This window comes from Alteromonas sp. W364 (genome assembly GCF_031846205.1).
GTDB lineage: Bacteria > Pseudomonadota > Gammaproteobacteria > Enterobacterales > Alteromonadaceae > Glaciecola > Glaciecola blandensis.
In genome coordinates, this window is record NZ_JAVRID010000007.1 from 238,771 (window position 1) to 260,591 (window position 21,821).

Below are 21,821 nucleotides of genomic sequence, written 5' to 3' on the forward strand. Positions count from 1 at the left end.
TCCTTTTTTATTGAAAACCATATGATGCATAACTGCTAAAGCTAGTGCCCTTGTAGAAGACATGCTGCCAGCTTCAATACGCTGCATATTGTGTGTTATTTGTACACACCAGCAGAGTAGACTGAAAGCGCTAGTAACGCAATAAGTGGTGGCTTTTAGGTTTCTGCCTGCGCAGAAATGACAAGAAATGCCTGGGATGACAAGAAATGCCTGGGATGACAAGAAATGTCTGGGATGATTAGCAATGTCTGGGATGACAAGAAAGAGACGGGCATAAAAAAAGGATGCTATTGGCATCCTTTCTAGGTGTTACTTGAGGTTCTGCTTAGAAACGGTAGCTGGCACCAAGTGTGATACGACGGTCTGTTAGACCTTGGTAACACAGTAATGCACCTTCATTTACACAGTATTGTGTGACATCAGACTCTGTTACGTTAACAGCTTCGATGCCGACGTTTAATTGCTCGTTTACGTCATAGCTTACACTAGCGTTCAACTGGCCTCTGTCGTCTTGAACCACTGGGAAACCCCAAGGGAAGCTAGATGTACTACCAAAGTCTGTTGAGCGATAAGCTTCACGCCATGTGTAACGCATACGCGCTGACAAACCGTATTTTTCATAATAAACAGTGAAGTTATAGGCATTTTCAGACAAGTCGATTAAGCCTTGTACCGCTGTTACGTCTATACCAGCAACGCCAGTAGAAAGTGCAAAAACACCGTCAGCTCGGCTGGTTGCAGAGTTTTCTGCTGTACCGCCAGAGAATTCTTGCTTCGTGTAGTTAGCTAGCACACCAAAACCTGATGCCCAACCTAGTTCATCCTCGAATCCAGCTAAGTCATATTGAACTGCGATTTCAATACCTTTCTGAGTGGTTTCACCAGAATCATTGATCTTCGTTGAAGTAGGTACACAAACACCTACACCACCATCAGCACCAAATACGTTTACGTCAGCAATTGGGTTGAATATACCGCCAGCTTCACATGGCGCTGTAGTATCACGGAAACCGGTGACTGGATCTTCAAACGGACTGACTTCTTGGTTAACAAATAAGTCTTTACGTTTCTTATGGAAGATACCCACACTGAGCACGCTTGCTTCGGCGAAATACCATTCAGCAGACAAATCGAAAGAAGTCACTTCTTCAGGCAACAAACCAGGGTTACCGATAGCCACTGGAGGGTTTGGACTGGTTGAGAAGGTCACTGACGTTGATAGGTCATCGAAATCAGGACGACGAATGTCTTTGCCCCAACCTGCTCTGATAACAACATCATTCTCTAAATCAGCTACCAAGTTAATACGTGGTAAGAAGAAATCGTAGCTTCCTTCAGTCACAACTTGTGAGATCAATTCGTTACCAGCATCATCTTCAGTAATTGAGTTACCTAGTGAGCTAACATCAGTTTCTAAATAACGGACACCGAAGTTACCGCGGAAGATGCCGTGTTCAAAGTTTGCCTGTGCATATAATGCGCTAGTTTCTTCCTCGATATCGAAGAAGCCTGATGAACTTGAAGTCGGTGCGTTAATATTACGCGTTCCGCCAATTTGGTTGATCGCATTTTGTAGTGTCGCTAGAACGCCATCTGGATTAGATGCAACTTGCTCAGGGTCGATGAGCAAGAAGTCACGCACAAACAATTCACGTCCGTCTGCTTCGTTAAAGTTGTTTGGGCCTGCAACTAATAGGTCTGCGAATAAATTACCACGTGGGCTGTCAGACAGACTTCTTAGACCAACACTTGAGCTAATTTGGTCACGTAAGCTATTCGTTTTGCTATAACGGTAACCCACATCTACAGAAGTAATCGCATTTTCTAAGTAGTAAGTAAAATCTACACGAAACGCGTCTTCACTGTTCTCTGCTACGTTTCTACCAATGTTAACGTCACGTAAAACAACGTTTGCTGGGTCAAGAAGTTGAGCACTTGATGGGCCAAACGGTGCATCTGAAGCAACACCAAATGTTAACGCGCCGCCAGACAAATCATAAATGAATGGTGTGCTGTTATCATTCGCGCCACCTGGATCAAGTGGTGCATTAGGGTTAATGAAGTTCAGTGTTGTATTGAAACTAGGCGTAGTAGTGTCAGAGCTAGAAGATGAAATTTCCGCACTCACTTTATAAGTATCACGCTCATATTCACCACCTAATCTGAAAATTTCACTTTTGGTGATACGTGAGTTTGTATCGCTTGAGAAACGCAAGTTAGGATCATCATCATCAGTACCAAGGTCAACAGGAATAACGCCACTTAATGCAGCCTCTATAGAACCTAGGTTTGTACCGCCTAATGAACCAAAGTTAATTGTTTCAAATTCATCTGGCACAGCAAAGTTACGCAAACTGCTCACGCCAGAAGCTTGAATTCTTGAACTCTCTTGTAGTCTTTCTTGATCGTTGATCACTGCGTCAAAGAAGAACTTCAGTTCATCACTTGGCGCCCATTCGATAGTACCGGCAAGGTTAACTGTTTCATATTCAAAGTTATCATAATCTTGTACGAAGAACTGAATAGGTAAGAAGTTGAAAGACTGTGCACTTGCAACGCCACTATCAGATGCAATAGAGTTATCGCGGTCAGCTCGTGGACGGAAAGCGGTAACGTCTTGTTCTATGTAACTGGCACTAATAACGATGCCTACATCACCGTTGTCTGTTTCCCAGTTATCACCGAAAGTACCAGAAAGTCTAGGAGTGAATGTGCTATCAGTGGTCAGGCTACTATTTTCACCCTGCACTCTAAATGATGCCAATGTACCATCAAGTTCTAGCGGACGAATTGTTCTTAGGTTGATAGTACCACCAACAGAACCTTCGATTGTTTTAGCCGATGGCGCTTTAATCACTTCAACAGCAGAAATAATGGAGGCAGATACATCTTCGAAGTTAATACCACTACGACCTGAACCTGAACCTACAGTAGAAACACCATTAATCTCTGTTCTGTTTGCGTTAGTACCTCGAATTTGTACGCCAGTTCCCACACCGGCGGTTCTGGTAATCTGAACACCAGTGACGTTTTCAAGTACCTCTGCCAAGTTCTGGTCAGGTAGTTTACCAATATCTTCCGCTTGGATAATTTCAACTAAGTTGTTTTTATCACGCTTTTCAGCCAGAGCACTCGAAAGTGAGCTGCGGATACCAGTGATTTCAATCACCTCTACGTCGGTTGCCGCCTCTTTCTCTTCTTCTTGAGCGTGAGCAGCCATTGTCATGCTCATATTGATTGCACCGGCTGATAACAGCGCTAAGGTGACCTTTGATAGTTTATGTCCCATATGTCCTTCCCGTGTGTGTGTTGTTGCTTGCTTAAAAGTGTTGCTAAAAATACTTGCTGTTTACCATCTATGCTTTATTGGTAAGTTGGCTTCGCCCGTTCTGAGTTCTTGCCATTATTACTCTTGTGAGTGATTTATTATTACATGGAGTTTACGATATATTTACAATTTAAAACATAAAGGTCAACCTTTTGGTAATATGTTGTGGTAATTAATTTGTTAAATGTTTGTATTACCAATATGAAAGGTTTCTTTAATTATCTGATTAATACGCCTAAAGTCTAATTTTTATCAAAGTGAATAGTACGAGGTTTTGCCCATTCCACCTTGCCTCTCTCCCTATTGTTTGCCTGCATTTCAGTATAATTATTAAGCGATTAAAAAATTTTTTTCGCTTATTTTTGTCGGTGCTTTTTGTAATTCTTGAAATTGGTTAACCAAAGTGAGTCTGTTTGATTCTTTTTTCATAAAACTTATTTTTTTGAATGGGTGTTTAAAAAATGAACGTTTTATGACGATTTGATGATTGGCGTGTAAAGAAACATTCATTTTTTTGAAAGCTTAACGTCACGGATTTGTCACAAGCCCCTCCCAAACTAAAAAAGCCAAATATGGCATCTCGAAACCGCCGAGTCGCGTCGGCTTTCAATCAGGCAAAACAAGAATGTTTCGCCATACTCAAAAAACTGGGAACGACAATGAGAAACAAACAGCAAACAACACTCAAATTCACGGCACTCGCACTGGCAGTGTCTCTAGGCTTATCAGGTTGTTTTTTAGAGGGTGACGACGGCGCTGATGGCATTAATGGTGCCGATGGTGCACAAGGTCCGGAAGGCGCAGAGGGTCCTGCAGGTGGTCAAGGTCCAACGGGTGATCAAGGTCCTTCTGGCGAAAGTTCAGGTGTCTTAACACGCATTGCAACAGTACCAGACGGTGCGGAAGTTACGGGAATCTTCCTAACGGACGAAGGCGACCTATTTTTCAATGTTCAGCATCCTTCTGGCGCAAATACTGCGACAACAGATCTGAGTCCATCGCCAATTAACACAGGGACTGTTGGGGTGCTAGCGGGTGTCAATTTTAACAATTTACCTGCTACCTTGATTGACTCACCTGTTCCAACGAGTCAGGAAGAAAGAGAAACGGTAGTGAGTGCCTATGGCCAGTATCAAGTGTTAGGCCAAACAGGTGATACCTTTGATGGTATGTTGCCAGCAGGTCTAGGACACATCTACACTTTAGACAATGAAACCTTAATTCTTGAAAATGACATGCCTGATTTCAATGGTTTTGTTTCAACTGGTGATGGTGAAGGCTACTTATTCTCCAACTGGGAAGAACTGCCAGGGGGAATGAGCCGAATGAAAGTCCAAAAAGATGACAGGGGTATTTGGACTGTTAGTGAAGCAATGATGCTAGATTTTTCTTCAGTATGGGGTACTGCTGCTAATTGCTTCGGGTCAATGACACCTTGGAATACGCCTTTAACATCAGAAGAGTGGGTAGTTGATTCAAGCGTTAACAGCACCACTGATGCAGATTGGAACGATCCAGATGAAGTCGCAAATAATAGCCGCTTAGGGCGTATGTGGGCAATGACCGCGCCGGACGCACCAAATCCTTATAACTATGGTTATATTGCGGAAGTGACCGATGCTGTTTCGGCTGCACCTGTTATTGTAAAACATTTTGCCATGGGCCGTTATGAGCATGAAAATGCTACTGTTATGCCAGATGGAAAGACGGTATATCTGTCGCAAGATGACACTGGAGGTGTATTCTTCAAATTCGTCGCAGACACGGCAGAAGATCTATCAGCAGGCACTTTATACGGTGCAAAATTGGTTCAAGACGTTGGTCAAAATGATCCTGCAACAACGGGCTTTGACGTGACATGGGTTGAGATTGCGTCAGGCGACAACACCACCATTCAAGCTTGGATCAATGAGTATAACGGTATCGGAACTGATGACTTCGTCGAGGGCCAAAGTTCATATATTACTTTAGCAGATGTTCAGGCGTGGGTTGATGGTGACGCAACATATCCGACAGAAGCTGTTGGTGGTAGCGCTGTTACTGCAGGTGATCCGATGGATGATCGAGTGGCATTCCTAGAATCACGTGCCGCCGCTAAATTAAAAGGTGCGACAGCAGAGTGGAGAAAGCTTGAGGGTATCAGCATTAACCACGACCGAGCAAAAGAAGCTGTTGAAGGTGTTGACTTAATTGCGGACGAAATAGTCACCGATGCATATCTGTATATTGGTATTGCTGATATTGATAATACAATGACCGACGATGAAGGTGATATGCAGTTGTCTGCGCGAGTGAAAGATTGTGGCGGTGTTTATCGCGCTCGTTTAGGCGAAGGCTACAACATCAGTCGCATTGAACCGGTGGTAATGGGTTCTACATATCGCTCTAGTCTAACGGGAGCAGAACGTTGTGACGTTAATAACCTCTCTCAGCCAGACAACGTGATAGTCATGAAAGATGGTCGCATCTTGATTGGTGAAGATGGTTTCCAAGAGAACAATACCCTTTGGATGTATCAACCAGCCGCTGATTAAGCTAAATACAAACTTAAGCATTGGATTGGTAGCTGAGCGCTTTTATGTTGCTTTCGGTTTAGAAAGCCTCGTTAAAAGTTGCTCAGCAATACAGCCAAGACAGATATTACTAACACAAGTACGTATTGAGATCCTTTATGACTATCACCTATCCTTCGTCGAAAACGCTAAGTTGTTTATTCATCATGGTGCTTTGCCTAAGTGCTTGCTCCAACGAATCTCCCAGTATTACCTATCCATATGCAGAGGGAGATGAGATTCCAGCCTTAGCTTACATAGAACATGATGAAGTTTATAATCCTGAAGCGGTTATCCCTCCTCAGTGTTATACCAAAACAGAAGGGGTCAATAATCCTTGTTACGCATGTCATCAAAGCTATGACAGAAGTGAGCAACGCCCGAATCAAATGGGCGATGGTACCTTGCAAGGCAACTATGAATTCTCCGAGGTGGGCCTGAAAAATAGTTGGAAGAACTTATTTATAGATAGGCGAACTTTGATCAAGGACATCCCAGACCACCAAATCGACGCTTGGGTAGCACAAGATAATTACCAAGTGGCCTTGGAGCAATCAACAGCAGTCTTGCCGCAAAATATGCATTTGGCTAATTTAGCGGAGCCGGCGCTTGCGTTTTCAGATAGAGGGCTTGCAAACGATGGCAGCAACTGGGTAGCTTACAATTATAAACCTTTTCCAAGTACCTTTTGGCCAACGAATGGCTCATTTGGTGACGCTATGATCCGACTACCGGATATTTTTCGCCAAGTGAACGGTAAAGAAAACGAAGATATTTACTTTTTAAATCTCGCAGCAGTTGAGATGGCGATGAAAGACCTCCCAAGTATCCCTATTTTTCCGTTTGATGAGCAGCTACATGGTGTTGATGTCGATGGCGATGGCCATTTATCAAAACACCTGACTCGTCTGAAGCGACCGACTCACTATTTTGGTGATGCGAAGCACCTTAAGCTAAGCCATATGCTGTATCCAGAAGGCAGTGAATTTTTACACACCGTCCGTTACTTGGCTGAAAATGAAAACGGTGAACTTGTTCCGTCTGCTCGGATGAAAGAAGTGCGCTATATGCAGAAGCATTTATTCAGGACTCGAGAGAGTTTAGCCTCAGCCTATTATGCTGAAGCAAAAGACAAACATTTCGAACAGCTGCCGCAAACACGATATTTAGGGGAGCGCGGCATCGATAACGGATTTGGTTGGACAATCAATGCTTTCATCGAGAATGAAGACGGTGAACTACGACCACAACACGAGCAAGAACTCGCTTATTGTAACGGTTGTCATAAATCAGTGGGGGCGACCTTTGACCAAACCTTTTCATTTGCGCGTAAAGCACCGGGTTCGAAAGGATGGGGTTACATCAATCTGAAAAAACTAAAGGATGCGCCCAATATTGGCGAAACTGTGGGCGAGTACCTTACTTATATGTCTCGTGTAGGTGGTGGCGATGAGTTTAGACAGAACACTGAAATGCTATCCATTTGGTTCGATGAAAATGGCGACCTAGATGATCATAAAGTTGCACACACTGACAATTTATATGAGTTGATTGTGCCTTCACAAAGTCGTGCAAGAGATTTAAATAAAGCCTATTTTACGATTGTACAAGAGCAAAGCTATTTATTTGGTCGTGATGCGACATTGACTAAAGCAAGTAATGTCTTAGAAAGCATCGACGCTGAGCAACCACCTTTACTTGATGAGCACCAATTTCAATGGGATATGCGATTGGACTGGCATGTGGACAGCGATGTGACGTTGGCGAAGGAAGACTAACATGGATGTTTCATTAATAGATTTTAGCTTTGCTTGCCTGTTAATGGGGATTGGCATCGGAACCGATGTGGCACTTGCAACGCTGGCTAGAGCAAATCAACTCAAATCGATGCGAACTATTTTGGTATGGGTCATTGGCGTGTCACTCACCCACACACTGTTTCCAATGTTGGGTTATCTGATGACGTACTTTTCTGTACAAGTCTTGCCTTTTTTAACGCCCATTGTTGGTATTATTGCGGCAACATGTATTTTCTGGTTTTTGCACAATGAGTTACGCTCACTTAGTGGTGATGGCATTGCTAGTGATAACTCGGGGGACAATCAGCGTTTACTGATGTCTTTAGGCTTGATTTTGGCTGTGAGTTGGGATGCGTTGTGGTCCGGTCCAGCGAAGTCTGCACAAGTTATCGGTTGGCCAGAGCTACTTGTCTGGGTGTCTTTTATCTTAGTGGGAGTTGCCGTTTCGTTATTAGCGATTTCGAGTGTGGTTTTTTCTCGGGTGCTTGAACCGATCATGTTGAAAAGCCAAAAAATACATCTTAGCTTGTTATGGCTGCAATACTCCGTAATCGCTTACTTTGGTTATTTAGCAATATTGCGATACACCTTCAACATCAATCTACCTTGGTTCATGATCATGTTGTTGTCGCTTGTAAGCATTGGTTTGCTGTTGAGCAAATATCACTGCATGGCTCAAAACGATGAAATAGAAACGAGTGTGTGACCAGCGTTATTCATCATTGTGGCGACTGCGCATCCTGCTCTAGTTTTTTTTTGGCCTTGCGCTTTTTTTGCAATGCAGAAGGAACTAACGGCCAAAATAGCTGCTCCTGCCACTGCGCTTTAAGCATACCTTTGACGCCATAGCGCACAGGGTAACGTCGCGTGATCTTTGCAGTACCAAAAATGACATCCCATAGGAATAGCAAATTGCCATAATTTCCCTTGTATGTGGTCACGCCATCTTCGTCATTGTAACCATGATGTGCACTATGGGTTGATGGGGTAGATATCAAACGCTCAACTATCCACATAAACTTACTGGTATATTGGTTTTCATATAATGGTTTATCCCATTTCCATTCTGAGTGTGCGCCAATAATCACCGTCAATTTAACTATTAAGTAAAACGCATAAACCCAGCCTAGGCCTAAATAAATAAGCGCGCCTGAGAACCACAGCGAAGGCATCATCGCGTAATAGAAAAAGTTATTGCGGAAAACGATACGAACACTCATGTATTTGGCATTGTGGTGAGCGCGATGAAGGTTGTACAACCACATGAATGTATGGCTAGCGCGATGCCACCAATATTGCATCAAATCATCAAAGATGAGCAGCAACAGTATTTGCAAGAAAATCGAGGTGTCCGCAAGCGCTCCTTCATATTGAGGAAATGCCAAGCTCATCAAAAAAGCAGCGCTGAATAAGGCAAAAGGTTGAGAAACAGCAAACAGAAGTACCGTACTCATTGCCTCAACAATACTATCCGAGCTCTCTTCCGTCTTTTTATTAAATAACCCACCATTGATGGCTTCTTTCAAGGCAAAAAGAATAAATACAGCAAGAATGACAATTTGGTAATTCATTTTGTGCACGGACTTTGTTAACAGAAAATTAATATAGCAAGGAGATAATACAAAGTACAAACATCACGACAAAATGCTTGCTAAACGTTAGAATAAGTAGCATCAAAGAACCACGCGATGGACACTTTTCACAGCGCGTGAAATACATCGAAATAAAATAAATAATAGGAATCAAAATGCGAGTAGTATCTTGGAACGTAAACGGTATCAGAGCAGTATTGAAGAAAGATTTTGCCACTTCCTTTAAGCACTTGAATGCCGACATTATGTGCTTTCAAGAAACTAAGGCGCAATGTGATCAGGTAGCTGAAGCGATAGGCGATATAGAGGGTTTTCACCTTTTATCTCATTCCGCCGTGAAAAAAGGCTACTCTGGCACTGCTATTCTCAGTCGTGTAGAGCCTGTGTCGGTGAAATACGGGATTGATATCGAGGAGCATGACCAAGAGGGGCGAGTTATTGCTGCAGAGTTTGAGCACTTCTTCGTGGTCACTGTTTATACGCCAAATTCAGGCAACACATTAAAACGCTTACCTTATCGACAAGAGTGGGATGCTGCTTTCCTATCCTATATAAAAGGCTTGGAAGAAACTAAACCCGTGTTGGTGTGTGGCGATCTTAATGTTGCTCATAAAGACATTGACTTAGCAAGACCAAAGCCGAACTACAATAAAAGCGCCGGTTACACACAGGCTGAAATCGATGCGATTGATAATTTTGTCGACGCAGGTTTCACAGACACCTTCCGCTTCCATCATCCTGAAGAAGTTAAATACAGCTGGTGGAGCTATCGAGCGGGTGCTCGCGAACGCAACGTGGGCTGGAGAATAGACTACTTCCTAGCGTCTAAAGACATGATGCCAATGGTACAAGATGCGCACATTCATAATGACGTTTTTGGCTCGGACCACTGCCCGGTTTCGGTAGATTTATCGGTATAGTCAATTACTGGTCTATTCCAATCACACCGTTAACCGGATAGATTTTACCAGCACCTAGTTGATGAGATTCAAATAAACGATTATCGACTGAACTAAACAGCTCTTCAGGCGACCCCCCGCCTGCTGGAGCAGCAACAGCATAGCTGACTGTGCAGCCAAGATGACTATTGGCTATCTGCTCATTTTTGAATAAATCTTCAATTTGTTTAGCCTTCATTGCCGCCCCATCGTGCCCACAATCTGAGAGCAATATAGCGAATTCGTTGTTTCCTAAAGTGGCAACTAAATCACCTGGACGATTACCAGCGGTAGACAGCGTAGTCGCGACGGCACTCAATACAGCGAAGTAATGATCATTGCCTTGCATCTCTTGAATATTCTGTATCTTTTCTACACGCACAATGAGCAAAGTCATGTGGTGCCAATAACGAGCGCATCTTGCCCATTCAATTCCTAGTACCTCTTTGAACTTAGCTTCGTTCGGAAGATGTGTCAGCGGATCAATGAATATTAAGGATTCTAGCTTTTTAGTTTTGCGATATAGCGCGATATGCCGATGAAGCCGCGCTATCAATTCAGTCATCATAGGAGGCTTGGTAACAAAATCTGCACCACCGAGTTCGAACGCCTGTGATTTTACTGAGGGACCGGTTAATGAGGACACAAATATAACAGGTACGTCTTGGATAAATTGGGTTTCTTTGATTCTGTTACATAGATTAAGGCCATCTTCATTTGGCATCATGATATCGAGAATAATAGCGTCAGGCAAAGGAGCGCTATTTAGCATTTCCCATGCAGTACGAGCATTCGGCGCGAAAGAGACGTCGAAATGTTTACCTAAGCCGTTGAAGTACAACTTCAGTTCCATTTCATTGTCGTCAATGACAAGAACTCGCTTTGTTGAATTTTCCATATCGCTATCTACTTGCAGTGCGCTACCCATATCGATTGTCCTCGTTTACCCAAACGTGAAATGACGACAGTAGTATATTTTCTTCTCAAACAACTCAATACTGTGCGCAAAGACGAAGGGCATTTAAGTGCCAGATCAAGCATGTTACTCTGTTTAACTGCTAAATAAATTTAACATTGGTATAACATTAGCACTGAAACTGCTCAACTACTATACAGTTTTTTTTATTTACACAGCGAAATTGTTAGTCAGGAAGCTAAACTTGATTATAATACGCCGCCCCCGAATGTGGGTGGGCGAATTTTTTATTTGAAGCGTGAGTAATAGGGTGCGGATATGACAGAAAATAAGGTCGAGTGGTCAATTGACGATGCTGAGCGCACTTATGGTGTCTCAAGCTGGGGTGGCGGTTATTTTAGTATCGGTGAAAATGGCAATGTAAAGGTATCTCCGGATCCTAAAAATCCAAACGTACGCATCGATTTTAAGTCAGTGATCGATGAGATTTCACAGGAAGGCATCCAGTTTCCTGTGGTAGTCCGGTTTCACGATATTCTTCGTTCTCAGGTCATTGGTATTAATGAAGCCTTCAATCAAGTGATTGCAGATGCTGATTATCAAGGCCAATACAATGGTGTGTACCCGATAAAAGTAAATCAAATGCGTGAAGTGGTTGAAGAGATCGTTGACGCAGGGGCACCATACAACTACGGCCTTGAAGCTGGTTCTAAATCTGAGTTACTCGCTGTATTGGCGTTAAATACTAATCTCGACTCTCTCACGATTCTCAATGGCTATAAAGACGAAGAATTTATTCGTTTGTCTTTGCTTGGCAGAAAACTCGGTCGCAAAGTGGTCGTTGTCATTGAGAAGTATTCCGAACTACTGATGTTGGTCAAAGTCTCTAAAGAATTAAATATTGAGCCGATCATTGGTCTGCGTTCAAAAATGACCGCCTTGGGCCGCGGAAAGTGGCAAGGCTCCAGCGGCGATCGCGCAAAATTCGGTTTAACAGTACCTGAAATCATTAACTCTGCGCGCTTCCTCGAACAGGAAGGCATGTCCCACACGCTTAAGCTTCTGCATTTCCATATTGGTAGTCAGCTCCCTGATATCCGAGCAATTAAAGACGCTGTGAACGAAGGTGCACGAATTTATTCAGAGCTACATAAAATGGGTTTCGCGCTAGAGTATGTTGATGTAGGTGGCGGTTTAGGCATCGATTATGACGGCAGTAAATCAACTAACGATTCTTCTCGTAATTACAGCTTAGCCGAATACGTTGCCGATGTTGTTTACGGCATGAAAGAAGTATGTGACTTAGAAGGTGTTCCTCATCCCAACTTAGTGACTGAAAGCGGCCGAGCCATTACCGCGCATCACAGCTGCGTGATCACAGAGATTGTTGGTGAAATCAAAGCTGATGGAGCGAGGCTCGACACCACGGAAGTGGAGAATGAGCATGTACTATTAAAAAATATGCGTGAACTCTATTTGAGCTTAGACGGTGCCAGAAACCTACAAGAGATCTACAACGATGCGTCTGAGTGGAAAGAACAGGCTGTATCTGCGTTTAAACTGCGTGTTATTTCTTTAGAAGAATTGGGTAAAATTGAAACCATTTACTGGCAAATTTTACGCTGGGTTCAAGTTCAATATCGTGATGTGGAATTTGTTCCTGAAGGTTTGCAGCATCTCGACTTTTCACTTTCTTCACAATATTTGTGTAACTTCTCTATATTCCAATCTGCTGCAGATACTTGGGCAATCGACCAATTACTGCCGGTGGTACCATTAACTGGCATGGATAAAGCACCTGATATCAATTGCTCACTAGTCGATATTACTTGCGATAGCGATGGCAAAATTGATCAGTTTATTGTTGACCGCAATCTACAAAACATCATGCCTATTCGCCAACTTGAGAAAAATGAGAAAGCCCATTTAGGTTTATTTCTAACAGGCGCTTATCAAGACGTTATGGGCGATATGCACAATTTGTTCGGGCGACTAAATGAAGTGCATATTTTTAGCTTCGATGATGATCCTGAAGACTTCTATATAGAGGAAGTCGTGAAAGGTTCGTCTGTAGAAAATGTCTTATCTATTATGCAGTACCATCCGAGTGCGATGGCAATGGATGTGAAGCGCCAGATAGATAAGCAAGTAGCGAACGGTCAAATTCCACCGCGCGAAGGTGTGAAATGGACTGATTTCTACGAAAATTGCTTAGAAGGGTATACCTACCTTAAAACAAGCTAAACTCAAACCAAAAGCAGGGCAAGGGCCTTGCTGTTCCCAAGTGAATATCAGCCTCTTTCGTTGAATGGAACGAAAGAAGGAATAGTGAAGCGCTCTCCTCTTAAAAAGCGTCACTCGGCAGGACGCCGAGTGTCGAGCGTGCCATGGATGGCCTTGAAGCGACTTTTTAAGGGGAGAGCGCTTTGCTAGTTCTTCGTCTTAATTCAACAAGTGTACAACCACAGCAAGGCCCTTGCCCTGCTTTAGGTGTGACTAGTTTGCGTTGTTTGTTGCGCGGTAGGCCTTTATTTGGCCTTTCCAGAAATCAGCGGTGATTTCATTAATGAGGTTCGATTCTGCGTTCATCAGCATGGCATAACCCACACCTAACTCAGGCGAAAATGCTACGTCAGCTCGGTATCCTTGCACCCAACCGCCATGATAAATAATCTCAATATCATCCACATTATAAACACGCCAACCCAGAGCGTAATGGGCGTCTTTAATGACTTTTCGCCATTCACGACGATACATCTCACGTTTGGTTTTCACACGTGGAGTGGTGATCGCCGTCACGAGGTCTTGGTTAATGATTTTAGGGTATTCAACTAGCATGGCTTTTAGCCAAATCTCCATGTCGGCTGCGCTCGCATTGATGCCAGCAGCAGGGTTATATTTATAGTAGTTATCTTTCACCTTTACGCTTACCCAGCGATTCTTATCTATTGCTGCGTGTGGCTTTGCCCATTTTTTGGATGCCATTAAGGCTTCCATACCCACACTGGCAGTTGGCATTTTTAGCGGCTTGATCAGGTTATTTGTAATTTCGTCTGCAAAGCTGGTTTCTTTGCCTCGATAGTATTCTTCAAGCACGCCAAAAAAGGTGTTTTGGTAGGTGTAACACACGCCTGGTTTACATAAGGAGTCGAGTTTTTCCAAATGTTGTAAAACGCGCGGTAATTTGTAGTTGGCTTCAATGAGGTTGTCGTAAGCGTTTGGTATAAAACCAGTTGACTGACCGATAAGGTGCTCTAAAAGAATCGGGGTATCAGCGTAGTTATCGAATTGATAGTCGGGTAATAAGTCTTGAAGGCTGTTTTCCCACGTGAATTTATTTTCTTCAATTTCTTTTGCTACGAAAGCAGCAGTAAACGTTTTAGATACAGACGCTAAACGAAAGACGGTCTCTTTATCAATTGGGGTACCGTGACGATCTGTTTTGCCATAGAAGGTAAATGTGCTCTCTTGGTCTCTCTCAACCATGACAAAGGCGAAGCCAGGCAACTTTTTTTGCTTAGCTTGAGCCTTTATTTCTTGGGTGTACTTGGCTACCCACTCGCTCTGCGCAGCGGGTGCTACGAACGAAATTGCTAACAGAGTAAAGGCCAAGGATTGCTTTAATAGAGACAAATTAACTACTTATTTTTATTATTTTCCAGGCCGTATTATCCTCCATATGCCCTGGTAAGTTCAAGCCATGTTCGTTCTTTGTGCAGATGCATTGATGATGTCGTTGTTCTTTTCCTTATTCGAATAATTAATGAGCAGTTCCGAAAATGACGTGTTTTTGATCTTAGACGCGCTACACTCTGCTCATTGCAATTTAGCGGTATTATTTATGTACATGCAAAACCTGAGTATTGAACAAATTAGAAAAGCGCGTGAAGCTCGTGATCCACGCTTTGATGGTTTGTTTTTTATAGGGGTGAAAACAACAGGCATTTTTTGTCGTCCGATTTGCAAAGCGAGAGCGCCGCTCGAAAAGAATGTGGAATACTATGATACTGCTATAAATGCTATTAAACATGGCTTTCGACCTTGTTTAATGTGCCGTCCAGACAGTGCGCCAGGTTCATTTGCTTGGAAAGGCGTCGAAACGACTGTGGAACGAGGCGCGCGTTTATTGGCTGAAAATTTGGATTTAAGTATTGCCGATATCGCAGAAAAGTTGGGAATATCGACTCGATATTTTAATCAGCTTTTCAATGAGCATTTGCAGGTGGCACCCAAAAAATATCAGGTTTATCACCGCCTGTTGTTTGCTAAACAACTGCTGCATGAGTCAACTCTTCCTATCGAAGAGGTTGCTCTAGCGAGCGGTTTCAATGCTGCAAAGCCAATGCAAAGTCATTTGAAACAACATACGGGTTTGTCACCAAGCCAAATTCGCAAAGCCAAATCATTCAGTAAACATAATGACGGCGAGACAATCACGGTGCTGTTGAGCTATAGACCGCCTTACAATTGGGCGTATGTTCGAGACTTCTTCGATATAAGAGCATTGCAAAGCAATGAAATAGTGACGCAAAATAGTATTAGTAAAGCCTTAGAGATTGCTGGCAAGGCAGTGCGTTTTTGCGCGGTGCATGAAGGAGAACATAATCGCTTTAGGGTTTACTTTGATCTATCTGATATTTCTGTACTAAAGGCCAGCATTCGAATGGTTAGGAAGATGTTAGATTTAGATTCTGATGCTACTTTTATTCAACAAGGCATTAAACAATCGGGAGTGCCTGAAGGCTTGTTGACTCATGGCATTCGTTTACCAAGTATCATTAATCGCTTCGAAGCAGGCTGCCGTGCCATTATTGGTCAACAGGTAACAGTAAAAGCAGCCATAGGACAACTTAATTTATTACAACACAATTTATTGGGCGAATTTGAGAATAGTAATGGTAAGGAAAGCGATGCTTACAAAGCTTTACGTCCATTTGTGAGTCCAGAACAGGTAGCGAATGCCGATTTATCGTTCTTAAAAATGCCGAATGCACGCAAAGCGACATTGAAAGCATTTGCACACTTTATGTGTCAGCACTTCGACGCGGATATTAAAGAATGGCTGAACATTAAAGGTATCGGTCCTTGGACGGTAAATTATGTTGCTATGCGAAACTCAGACTTTCCCGATATCTTTTTAGATACTGATTTGATTATAAAGAATCGTATAAAAGCCTTAGCGCAAAGAGGTGTCGAAATTAACTCGATGGCTGCTGCTCCGTGGCGCAGTTATTTGACGCTAAGTTTATGGAATATGGAGTTATAGGGACCAATGAATACACAATTAGAAAGTAGTAAATACCCACAATACGACCATTTGTATAAAAGCGTTGTGACCAGCCCCGCGGGTTCGCTGACCATCTTTGCTGATGAAATCGCTGTCAAAGCTATCGATTTTAGCGACACACACCCAGCTGAAAATGAAAATAGTGTTTCTAGGCTTGCAGCTCAGCAGCTAAAAGAATACATTGCCGGTGAAAGAACTGAGTTTTCACTTCCTCTCGCGCCTGACGGAACCGATTTTCAAAAAGCGGTTTGGGCGAGTTTGCTTGAAGTAAAATTTGGCGATACAGCAAGCTACTTGGATATAGCGAAATCGATAGGGAACGTGAAGGCTTGCAGAGCAGTCGGCGCAGCAAATGGTAAAAACCCCATCCCTATCGTAATCCCTTGTCATCGAATTATTGGCTCCAATGGCAAATTAACAGGCTATGCGGGTGGCTTGCAGCGTAAAACATATTTGTTAGCACTAGAATCTAAGGGTGACATTGAAGACTTCTCACTTACTTGAATTATTGTTATTGGGTGCCATTTGGGGAGCGTCTTTCATGCTGATGAAAGCGACCGTGCCTTCCTTTGGTGTGTTCGCGCTGGTAGAAGTACGAGCAAGTTTAGCTGCCCTATTTTTGTTGCCGGTGGTTTATTTTACAAAGCAATTTGCTGATTTAACTGCAAACTGGGCTAAGTTGTTGTTTGTCGGTGCAGTGAATACCGCAATTCCTTTTTGCTTATTTTCCTATACAAGCGTTCATTTAGACGCAGGTTTAACCGCCATATTGAATGCAACGGCACCTATGTTTGGTGCCATTATCGCGTTCTTTTATTTACAAGATCGTATTGGCTTGCATGGTGTTATCGGCATTTTCCTTGGATTTTTAGGCGTTGTTGTTATCAGCCAAGACAATCAATCCACTACCCCCGTGACGTTGATTCCAGTTTTGTCTGCGCTGGTTGCGACATGTTGCTACGGTATTGCTGCGTGTTATATGAAAAAACATTTGAGTGGTGTTAAGCCATTTGCCATCGCCGCAGGAAGCCAGGTCTTTGCTGCTTTACTTCTCATGCCATTGGCAGTCTATACCTGGCCAAACGTGAGTCCTGATCTCACCACATGGGGAGCTGCCCTCATCTTAGCCGTTCTTTGTACTGGCGTTGCATACATCATGTACTTTGATTTGATTGCTAAAGTTGGCGCTTCTCAAGCAATGACTGTGGGTTATTTAGTACCAGTATTTGGCATATTTTGGGGCATGGTTGTACTGGGCGAAACACTGTCTGCGTATGCGATTACGGGAGGTAGCATGATAATACTTGGCGTGATGATCACGACAGGGATCGTCAGGCGACGCCGGAAGATCCCTTCGCTTTAAAAGTCGATTGGTGGTGCAGTGGTTTTTGCCGTATCAATGTTGTCGAGAGCGGGTTTGAGTCTCAATATTGCAGATACAAAGTTGTCGTCATTTTCTAACTTCACTTTACACGTAGAAAACTTCAACATCGCCTGCTGTTTTTCACACTCTGATTGAATGGTCGCTAGACCATGTCTCACATTTTCCATAAATAGTGAGGCTTTGTCGGCATTGGTGTTTTGGAGCAATATCAACCATTGGCTCTCATTCACCTTTCCTAAATAGCCTTCGGTACTGAATTTATCCAGTGACTCAATTAAAAATTCAGATACTTTGGTGCCGACACTACTGAGTGCAGGTATACATTCTGCGGTAAGTGGTTTTTGGTATAAATCGTTTAACTGAATTAGTGCTATATAGGCATCATCAGAATAGGACTTCGCGTCGATAATATATTTGATTGTTTCATCCGATGGCATCTTACAGTAAGGCAATACAATGGCATCGCTCTGCAGATCCTTGCGGAAATAGAAAAGTAAATTGTAGATAATTAAAAACAGTATGAAGATCACGGCCAAAACCGAGATGACTGAAAAAATGAAGCCTCGGCTGATTTCGGTTTGTTGTTCTTCGAGAGGTGACATCAACAGTAGCGTCCAATCGAACAAGTCTAGGTTTACTTGTGCGATGAGCACATCTTCTTCGTTTACGGTAATTAGCTGGTTATTGATATCTATCGGTCGAGTTGTGGTTTCATCTATTGGTTCTGAACTCTCAGCTAGAAGCGCTTGATACCAGCTTAAATCTTGTAGTTTATTGAATTTGGACTGACTCGCATTTAAAGCAGGAGCGGAAGAAAGCATGATCGTGCCTTCAGGGTCGACAAAAATAAAATCGTGGCCGTATTTGGCTTTATGTTGTTTGAATACGTCAATGAATTTTTCAAGGCTTTGCGCGACACCAAAGAAGCCAAGAAACTCACCTTTTTCGCTAAATATTTTGATATCTATAAAAAAGTGCGTGTCTTCCCATTTACCAATGTCACCAACAGAAAGCTCAGGTCTGTCTCGATATTTAAAATACCAACTTACCTCACCCTCGACCAACTCTAAGGTAGTGCCATCTGAGTTGAATTGTTTCTTTTGTTTCTCTAGGGCAACAAAAAAACCCATGTCGAATTCACGTTCTAGGCGACTCAGGGTTGAAAATATTTGGGTTTCATTTACGTTTTCAGAAACTGCCGAATCTCTCACAATATTGATAAGTTCTTGCGATTGGCTAAGTGTCTCGGCAACATGAAGTGGCTCTATTACTTGCTCTACAACTAAACGTACTGCAGGTGAGAGAGACGCCTGGTGAGCTCTGCTTTGCTCAGCCACTATTTTGGTCATACTGAAGTGCACAAGGGTAATGATTGATATCACGACCACGGCGAAAAGAATAAGAATACTGCGATGTAGCGTACGAAAAATGTTCATTTTTTCAAAGTAAAAAACGTCCTGTAAATTTAGCGCGCATGATAGCTTAATATTTAAACAAGGTCTACTGACAAGGTGTGCCCACTCAGTTACACTACTGCGCAAATCAAAAAGGAATGTTACATGTCACTATCCGTTATTATCCTAGCTGCCGGTAAGGGTACTAGAATGAAATCTTCGCTCCCTAAGGTCTTGCATAAAATTGCAGGGAAACCAATGGTTGAGCACATCATCGATACAGCAAAAGAGCTCGATTGCCAAAGCCTTAACTTAGTTTATGGTCACGGTGCTGACCTATTAAAAACGGCGCTTGATCACCACCAAGTTAATTGGTGCTTACAGGCTGAACAATTGGGTACAGGTCACGCCGTGCAACAAGCAGTTGAACACATAAAGGATGATGAAGATGTGATGATCTTAGTGGGTGACGCACCACTAATCAGTGCAGATACTCTGCGTCGCTTGGTTGATGCAAAAGCTTCTGCAGATCTAGCACTGCTTACAGTACATCTTGATGATCCGACCGGAATGGGCCGTATCGTTCGTGACGGTGACAATATCAAAGCGATTGTTGAACACAAAGATGCAAGTGACGCACAACGAGAAATAAAAGAAATTAATACAGGCATGATGTTGATGGCTGGTAGCGATTTAAAACGCTGGTTAGGCGCCCTATCCAATGACAATGCGCAAGGTGAATACTATTTAACTGACGTTATTGAAATGGCAGCTAATGAAGGACTGACTATTCGAGCTGCACACCCAGTATGGGAAAGAGAAGTAGAAGGTGTAAATAACCGTGTTCAGCTATCATCTTTAGAATGCGCTTATCAATTACGCAATGCTGAAGCATTAATGATGGAAGGTGTCAGCCTCGCTGACCCACATCGCATTGATGTGCGAGGCTCACTGACGGTTGGACAAGATGTGACAATAGACATCAACGCCGTTTTCGAAGGCAATGTCACTATTGGAAATAAGGTATCCATCGGGCCAAATTGTGTTTTGAAAAACTGCACAATTGGCGACGGTTCAGTGATTGAAGCATTTTCATTAATTGAAGACGCAACGGTTGCAAATAGCTGCACTATTGGCCCTTACGCTCGTCTACGACCCGGTGCAGACCTACATAATGGCGCCAAAGTAGGAAACTTCTGTGAAGTGAAAAAATCAGTTATCGGAGAAGGTTCAAAGGTCAATCATTTGACCTATATCGGCGATGCTGAAATTGGCAAAGGTGTGAATGTAGGGGCGGGTACGATTACTTGCAACTACGACGGTGTCAACAAATTCAAGACGATCATTAGTGACGGTGTGTTTGTTGGTAGTAATAGCTCGCTGGTAGCGCCAGTGTCTATTGGCACGAATGCAACTGTCGGCGCCGGTTCTGTGGTTACTAAAGATGTAAATGCAGAAGAACTGGCTATTGCTCGTGGTAAGCAACGCTCGATTGCTGGCTGGGAACGACCTAAGAAAAAATAGACTTACCCAAGTAAACCTAGCTATATGAGGCCAGTAGAATTCATTTTACTGGCCTTTTTTGATCTTTACGTTCACTAAACACTACCTTTGATATATATTAGGTTTGTCTAATATAAGGTTGCGTATGCTAAACGAATCTCAAAACACAAAATTAGCTGAAAATGCTAAGCAAGCGGAACAGTTCTTGAAACTGCTCGCCAATCAATATCGACTTCAAATTTTATGTTCACTAGTAGCAGGGGAGCGCAGCGTCGGTGAGCTAGAATCCCTTCTGAATATTTCGCAATCAGCTTTATCACAACACTTGGCGAAGCTTCGCGAATCCGAAGTAGTCGCAACTGAGAAAAAAGGTCAGATGGTTTACTATCGACTCGCAAGTATTGAAGCCAATGCAATTCTATCAACCTTATACTTGATATATTGTAAAGATTAGATATTAGGTGTGCCTAATATCTTTGTCAGTAAACAAACTGGGGTAACTATGAAGTTCCAAAATATCGATGCACTACAAGTTAAACGCTGGCTAGACAATGAAGATGCTATTTTAATTGACGTGCGCGAGCCAGCCGAGTTCTCCACTAACCATATACAAGGAGCCACTTTACTACCCTTGGGTAAGATTACATCGAGTGATTTACCGCAAACTGAGCAGAAAGTCGTTATATATTGCCAAAAAGGGGCACGGGGAAATTCTGCTTGCGTTAAAGTGACGGATCAAGATGAGTCTGTCACCGTCTATAATTTAATGGGTGGTATTGAAGCATGGCAAAATGCAGGCTTTGATACTCAAATTGGCGAAAGTTCAACTTTACCCCTAGACAGGCAAGTACAACTGACTATCGGCGGTTTTGTTTTGTTGGGAAGTATAGCAACGTTCGCTATCGACTCTGCATTCATTGTAATTCCGGCACTTTTTGGTGCAGGTCTTCTGTTCTCTGGCGCGACTGGCAAGTGCAATCTTGCAATGATCATGGCCAAACTGCCTTGGAATAAATAGGTCAAAGCCAATACCCCCTCCACTCCTTTTTATCTTAAAGGGTTTTGGCTGCGAATTTGCAAATCGAAAGAAAATAACTATAATGCCTTTCGATTTGAAATTTAAGGCCT

Annotated in this window: 16 protein-coding genes; 11 read left to right on the top strand and 5 right to left on the bottom strand. The window is 42.9% G+C overall.

Going from position 1 to position 21,821, the window contains the following annotated elements; translation table 11 throughout:
• Positions 1–325: 325 nt before the first annotated feature.
• The gene (locus tag RM556_RS13105; RefSeq protein ID WP_311374790.1) at positions 326–3,289 is read right to left on the bottom strand and encodes a TonB-dependent receptor; all 2,964 of its coding nucleotides are present in this window, start codon (positions 3,287–3,289) and stop codon (positions 326–328) included.
• Between the two features lie 698 nt (positions 3,290–3,987).
• Between RM556_RS13105 and RM556_RS13110 the strand changes: the two genes are divergently transcribed.
• From RM556_RS13110 to RM556_RS13120, 3 genes are all read left to right on the top strand, one after another.
• Positions 3,988–5,862 carry an alkaline phosphatase PhoX gene (locus RM556_RS13110; RefSeq protein ID WP_311374811.1) on the top strand — a complete coding sequence of 625 codons (1,875 nt, stop codon included), beginning with the start codon at positions 3,988–3,990 and terminating at the stop codon, positions 5,860–5,862.
• A 185-nt stretch (positions 5,863–6,047) separates the two neighbouring features.
• Positions 6,048–7,658, top strand: a complete 1,611-nt coding sequence (locus RM556_RS13115; protein WP_311374812.1) for a hypothetical protein — start codon at positions 6,048–6,050, stop codon at positions 7,656–7,658.
• A 1-nt stretch (position 7,659) separates the two neighbouring features.
• Positions 7,660–8,385, top strand: a complete 726-nt coding sequence (locus tag RM556_RS13120) for a hypothetical protein (RefSeq protein WP_311374791.1) — start codon at positions 7,660–7,662, stop codon at positions 8,383–8,385.
• Positions 8,386–8,398: 13 nt separating this feature from the next.
• Here the strand turns inward: RM556_RS13120 and RM556_RS13125 are convergent, their stop codons facing one another.
• Positions 8,399–9,250 (bottom strand): sterol desaturase family protein, encoded by an 852-nt coding sequence (locus tag RM556_RS13125; RefSeq protein WP_311374792.1) that lies wholly within the window; start codon positions 9,248–9,250, stop codon positions 8,399–8,401.
• 176 nt (positions 9,251–9,426) lie between these two features.
• On the opposite strand from RM556_RS13125, the gene RM556_RS13130 reads away from it, so the two are divergent.
• Positions 9,427–10,191: an exodeoxyribonuclease III gene (locus tag RM556_RS13130; RefSeq protein ID WP_311374793.1), complete on the top strand. Its 765-nt coding sequence runs from the start codon at positions 9,427–9,429 to the stop codon at positions 10,189–10,191.
• A gap of 4 nt (positions 10,192–10,195) precedes the next feature.
• Here RM556_RS13130 and RM556_RS13135 read toward each other — a convergent pair whose 3' ends face one another.
• Positions 10,196–11,137, bottom strand: a complete 942-nt coding sequence (locus RM556_RS13135; protein ID WP_311362118.1) for a response regulator — start codon at positions 11,135–11,137, stop codon at positions 10,196–10,198.
• Between the two features lie 306 nt (positions 11,138–11,443).
• On the opposite strand from RM556_RS13135, the gene speA reads away from it, so the two are divergent.
• A complete protein-coding gene (gene speA / locus RM556_RS13140; protein WP_311374794.1) occupies positions 11,444–13,369 on the top strand; it encodes a biosynthetic arginine decarboxylase in 1,926 nt (641 codons plus the stop codon).
• 252 nt (positions 13,370–13,621) lie between these two features.
• Here speA and RM556_RS13145 read toward each other — a convergent pair whose 3' ends face one another.
• Positions 13,622–14,758 carry a serine hydrolase domain-containing protein gene (locus RM556_RS13145; RefSeq protein ID WP_311374795.1) on the bottom strand — a complete coding sequence of 379 codons (1,137 nt, stop codon included), beginning with the start codon at positions 14,756–14,758 and terminating at the stop codon, positions 13,622–13,624.
• A gap of 130 nt (positions 14,759–14,888) precedes the next feature.
• Between RM556_RS13145 and RM556_RS13150 the strand changes: the two genes are divergently transcribed.
• The 3 genes from RM556_RS13150 to RM556_RS13160 are packed head-to-tail and all read left to right on the top strand — an operon-like array spanning position 14,889 to position 17,775.
• Positions 14,889–16,391, top strand: coding sequence for an Ada metal-binding domain-containing protein (locus RM556_RS13150; protein ID WP_311362121.1), 1,503 nt, complete (start codon positions 14,889–14,891; stop codon positions 16,389–16,391).
• Positions 16,392–16,397: 6 nt separating this feature from the next.
• The gene (locus tag RM556_RS13155) at positions 16,398–16,916 is read left to right on the top strand and encodes a methylated-DNA--[protein]-cysteine S-methyltransferase (protein WP_311362122.1); all 519 of its coding nucleotides are present in this window, start codon (positions 16,398–16,400) and stop codon (positions 16,914–16,916) included.
• Positions 16,894–17,775 (top strand): DMT family transporter, encoded by an 882-nt coding sequence (locus RM556_RS13160; RefSeq protein ID WP_311374796.1) that lies wholly within the window; start codon positions 16,894–16,896, stop codon positions 17,773–17,775. Before RM556_RS13155 ends, RM556_RS13160 begins: the two co-directional genes overlap by 23 nt.
• Here the strand turns inward: RM556_RS13160 and RM556_RS13165 are convergent.
• A complete protein-coding gene (locus RM556_RS13165; RefSeq protein WP_311374797.1) occupies positions 17,772–19,232 on the bottom strand; it encodes a diguanylate cyclase in 1,461 nt (486 codons plus the stop codon). The genes RM556_RS13160 and RM556_RS13165 overlap by 4 nt on opposite strands.
• A gap of 123 nt (positions 19,233–19,355) precedes the next feature.
• On the opposite strand from RM556_RS13165, the gene glmU reads away from it, so the two are divergent.
• The 3 genes from glmU to RM556_RS13180 all read left to right on the top strand — a co-directional run bounded on the left by glmU (position 19,356) and on the right by RM556_RS13180 (position 21,711).
• A complete protein-coding gene (gene glmU, locus RM556_RS13170) occupies positions 19,356–20,714 on the top strand; it encodes a bifunctional UDP-N-acetylglucosamine diphosphorylase/glucosamine-1-phosphate N-acetyltransferase GlmU (protein WP_311374798.1) in 1,359 nt (452 codons plus the stop codon).
• Positions 20,715–20,838: 124 nt separating this feature from the next.
• Complete coding sequence (locus tag RM556_RS13175) at positions 20,839–21,147, top strand: metalloregulator ArsR/SmtB family transcription factor (RefSeq protein ID WP_311362126.1); 309 nt, start codon at positions 20,839–20,841, stop codon at positions 21,145–21,147.
• Between the two features lie 48 nt (positions 21,148–21,195).
• Positions 21,196–21,711, top strand: coding sequence for a rhodanese-like domain-containing protein (locus tag RM556_RS13180; protein ID WP_311374799.1), 516 nt, complete (start codon positions 21,196–21,198; stop codon positions 21,709–21,711).
• Positions 21,712–21,821 lie beyond the last annotated feature (110 nt).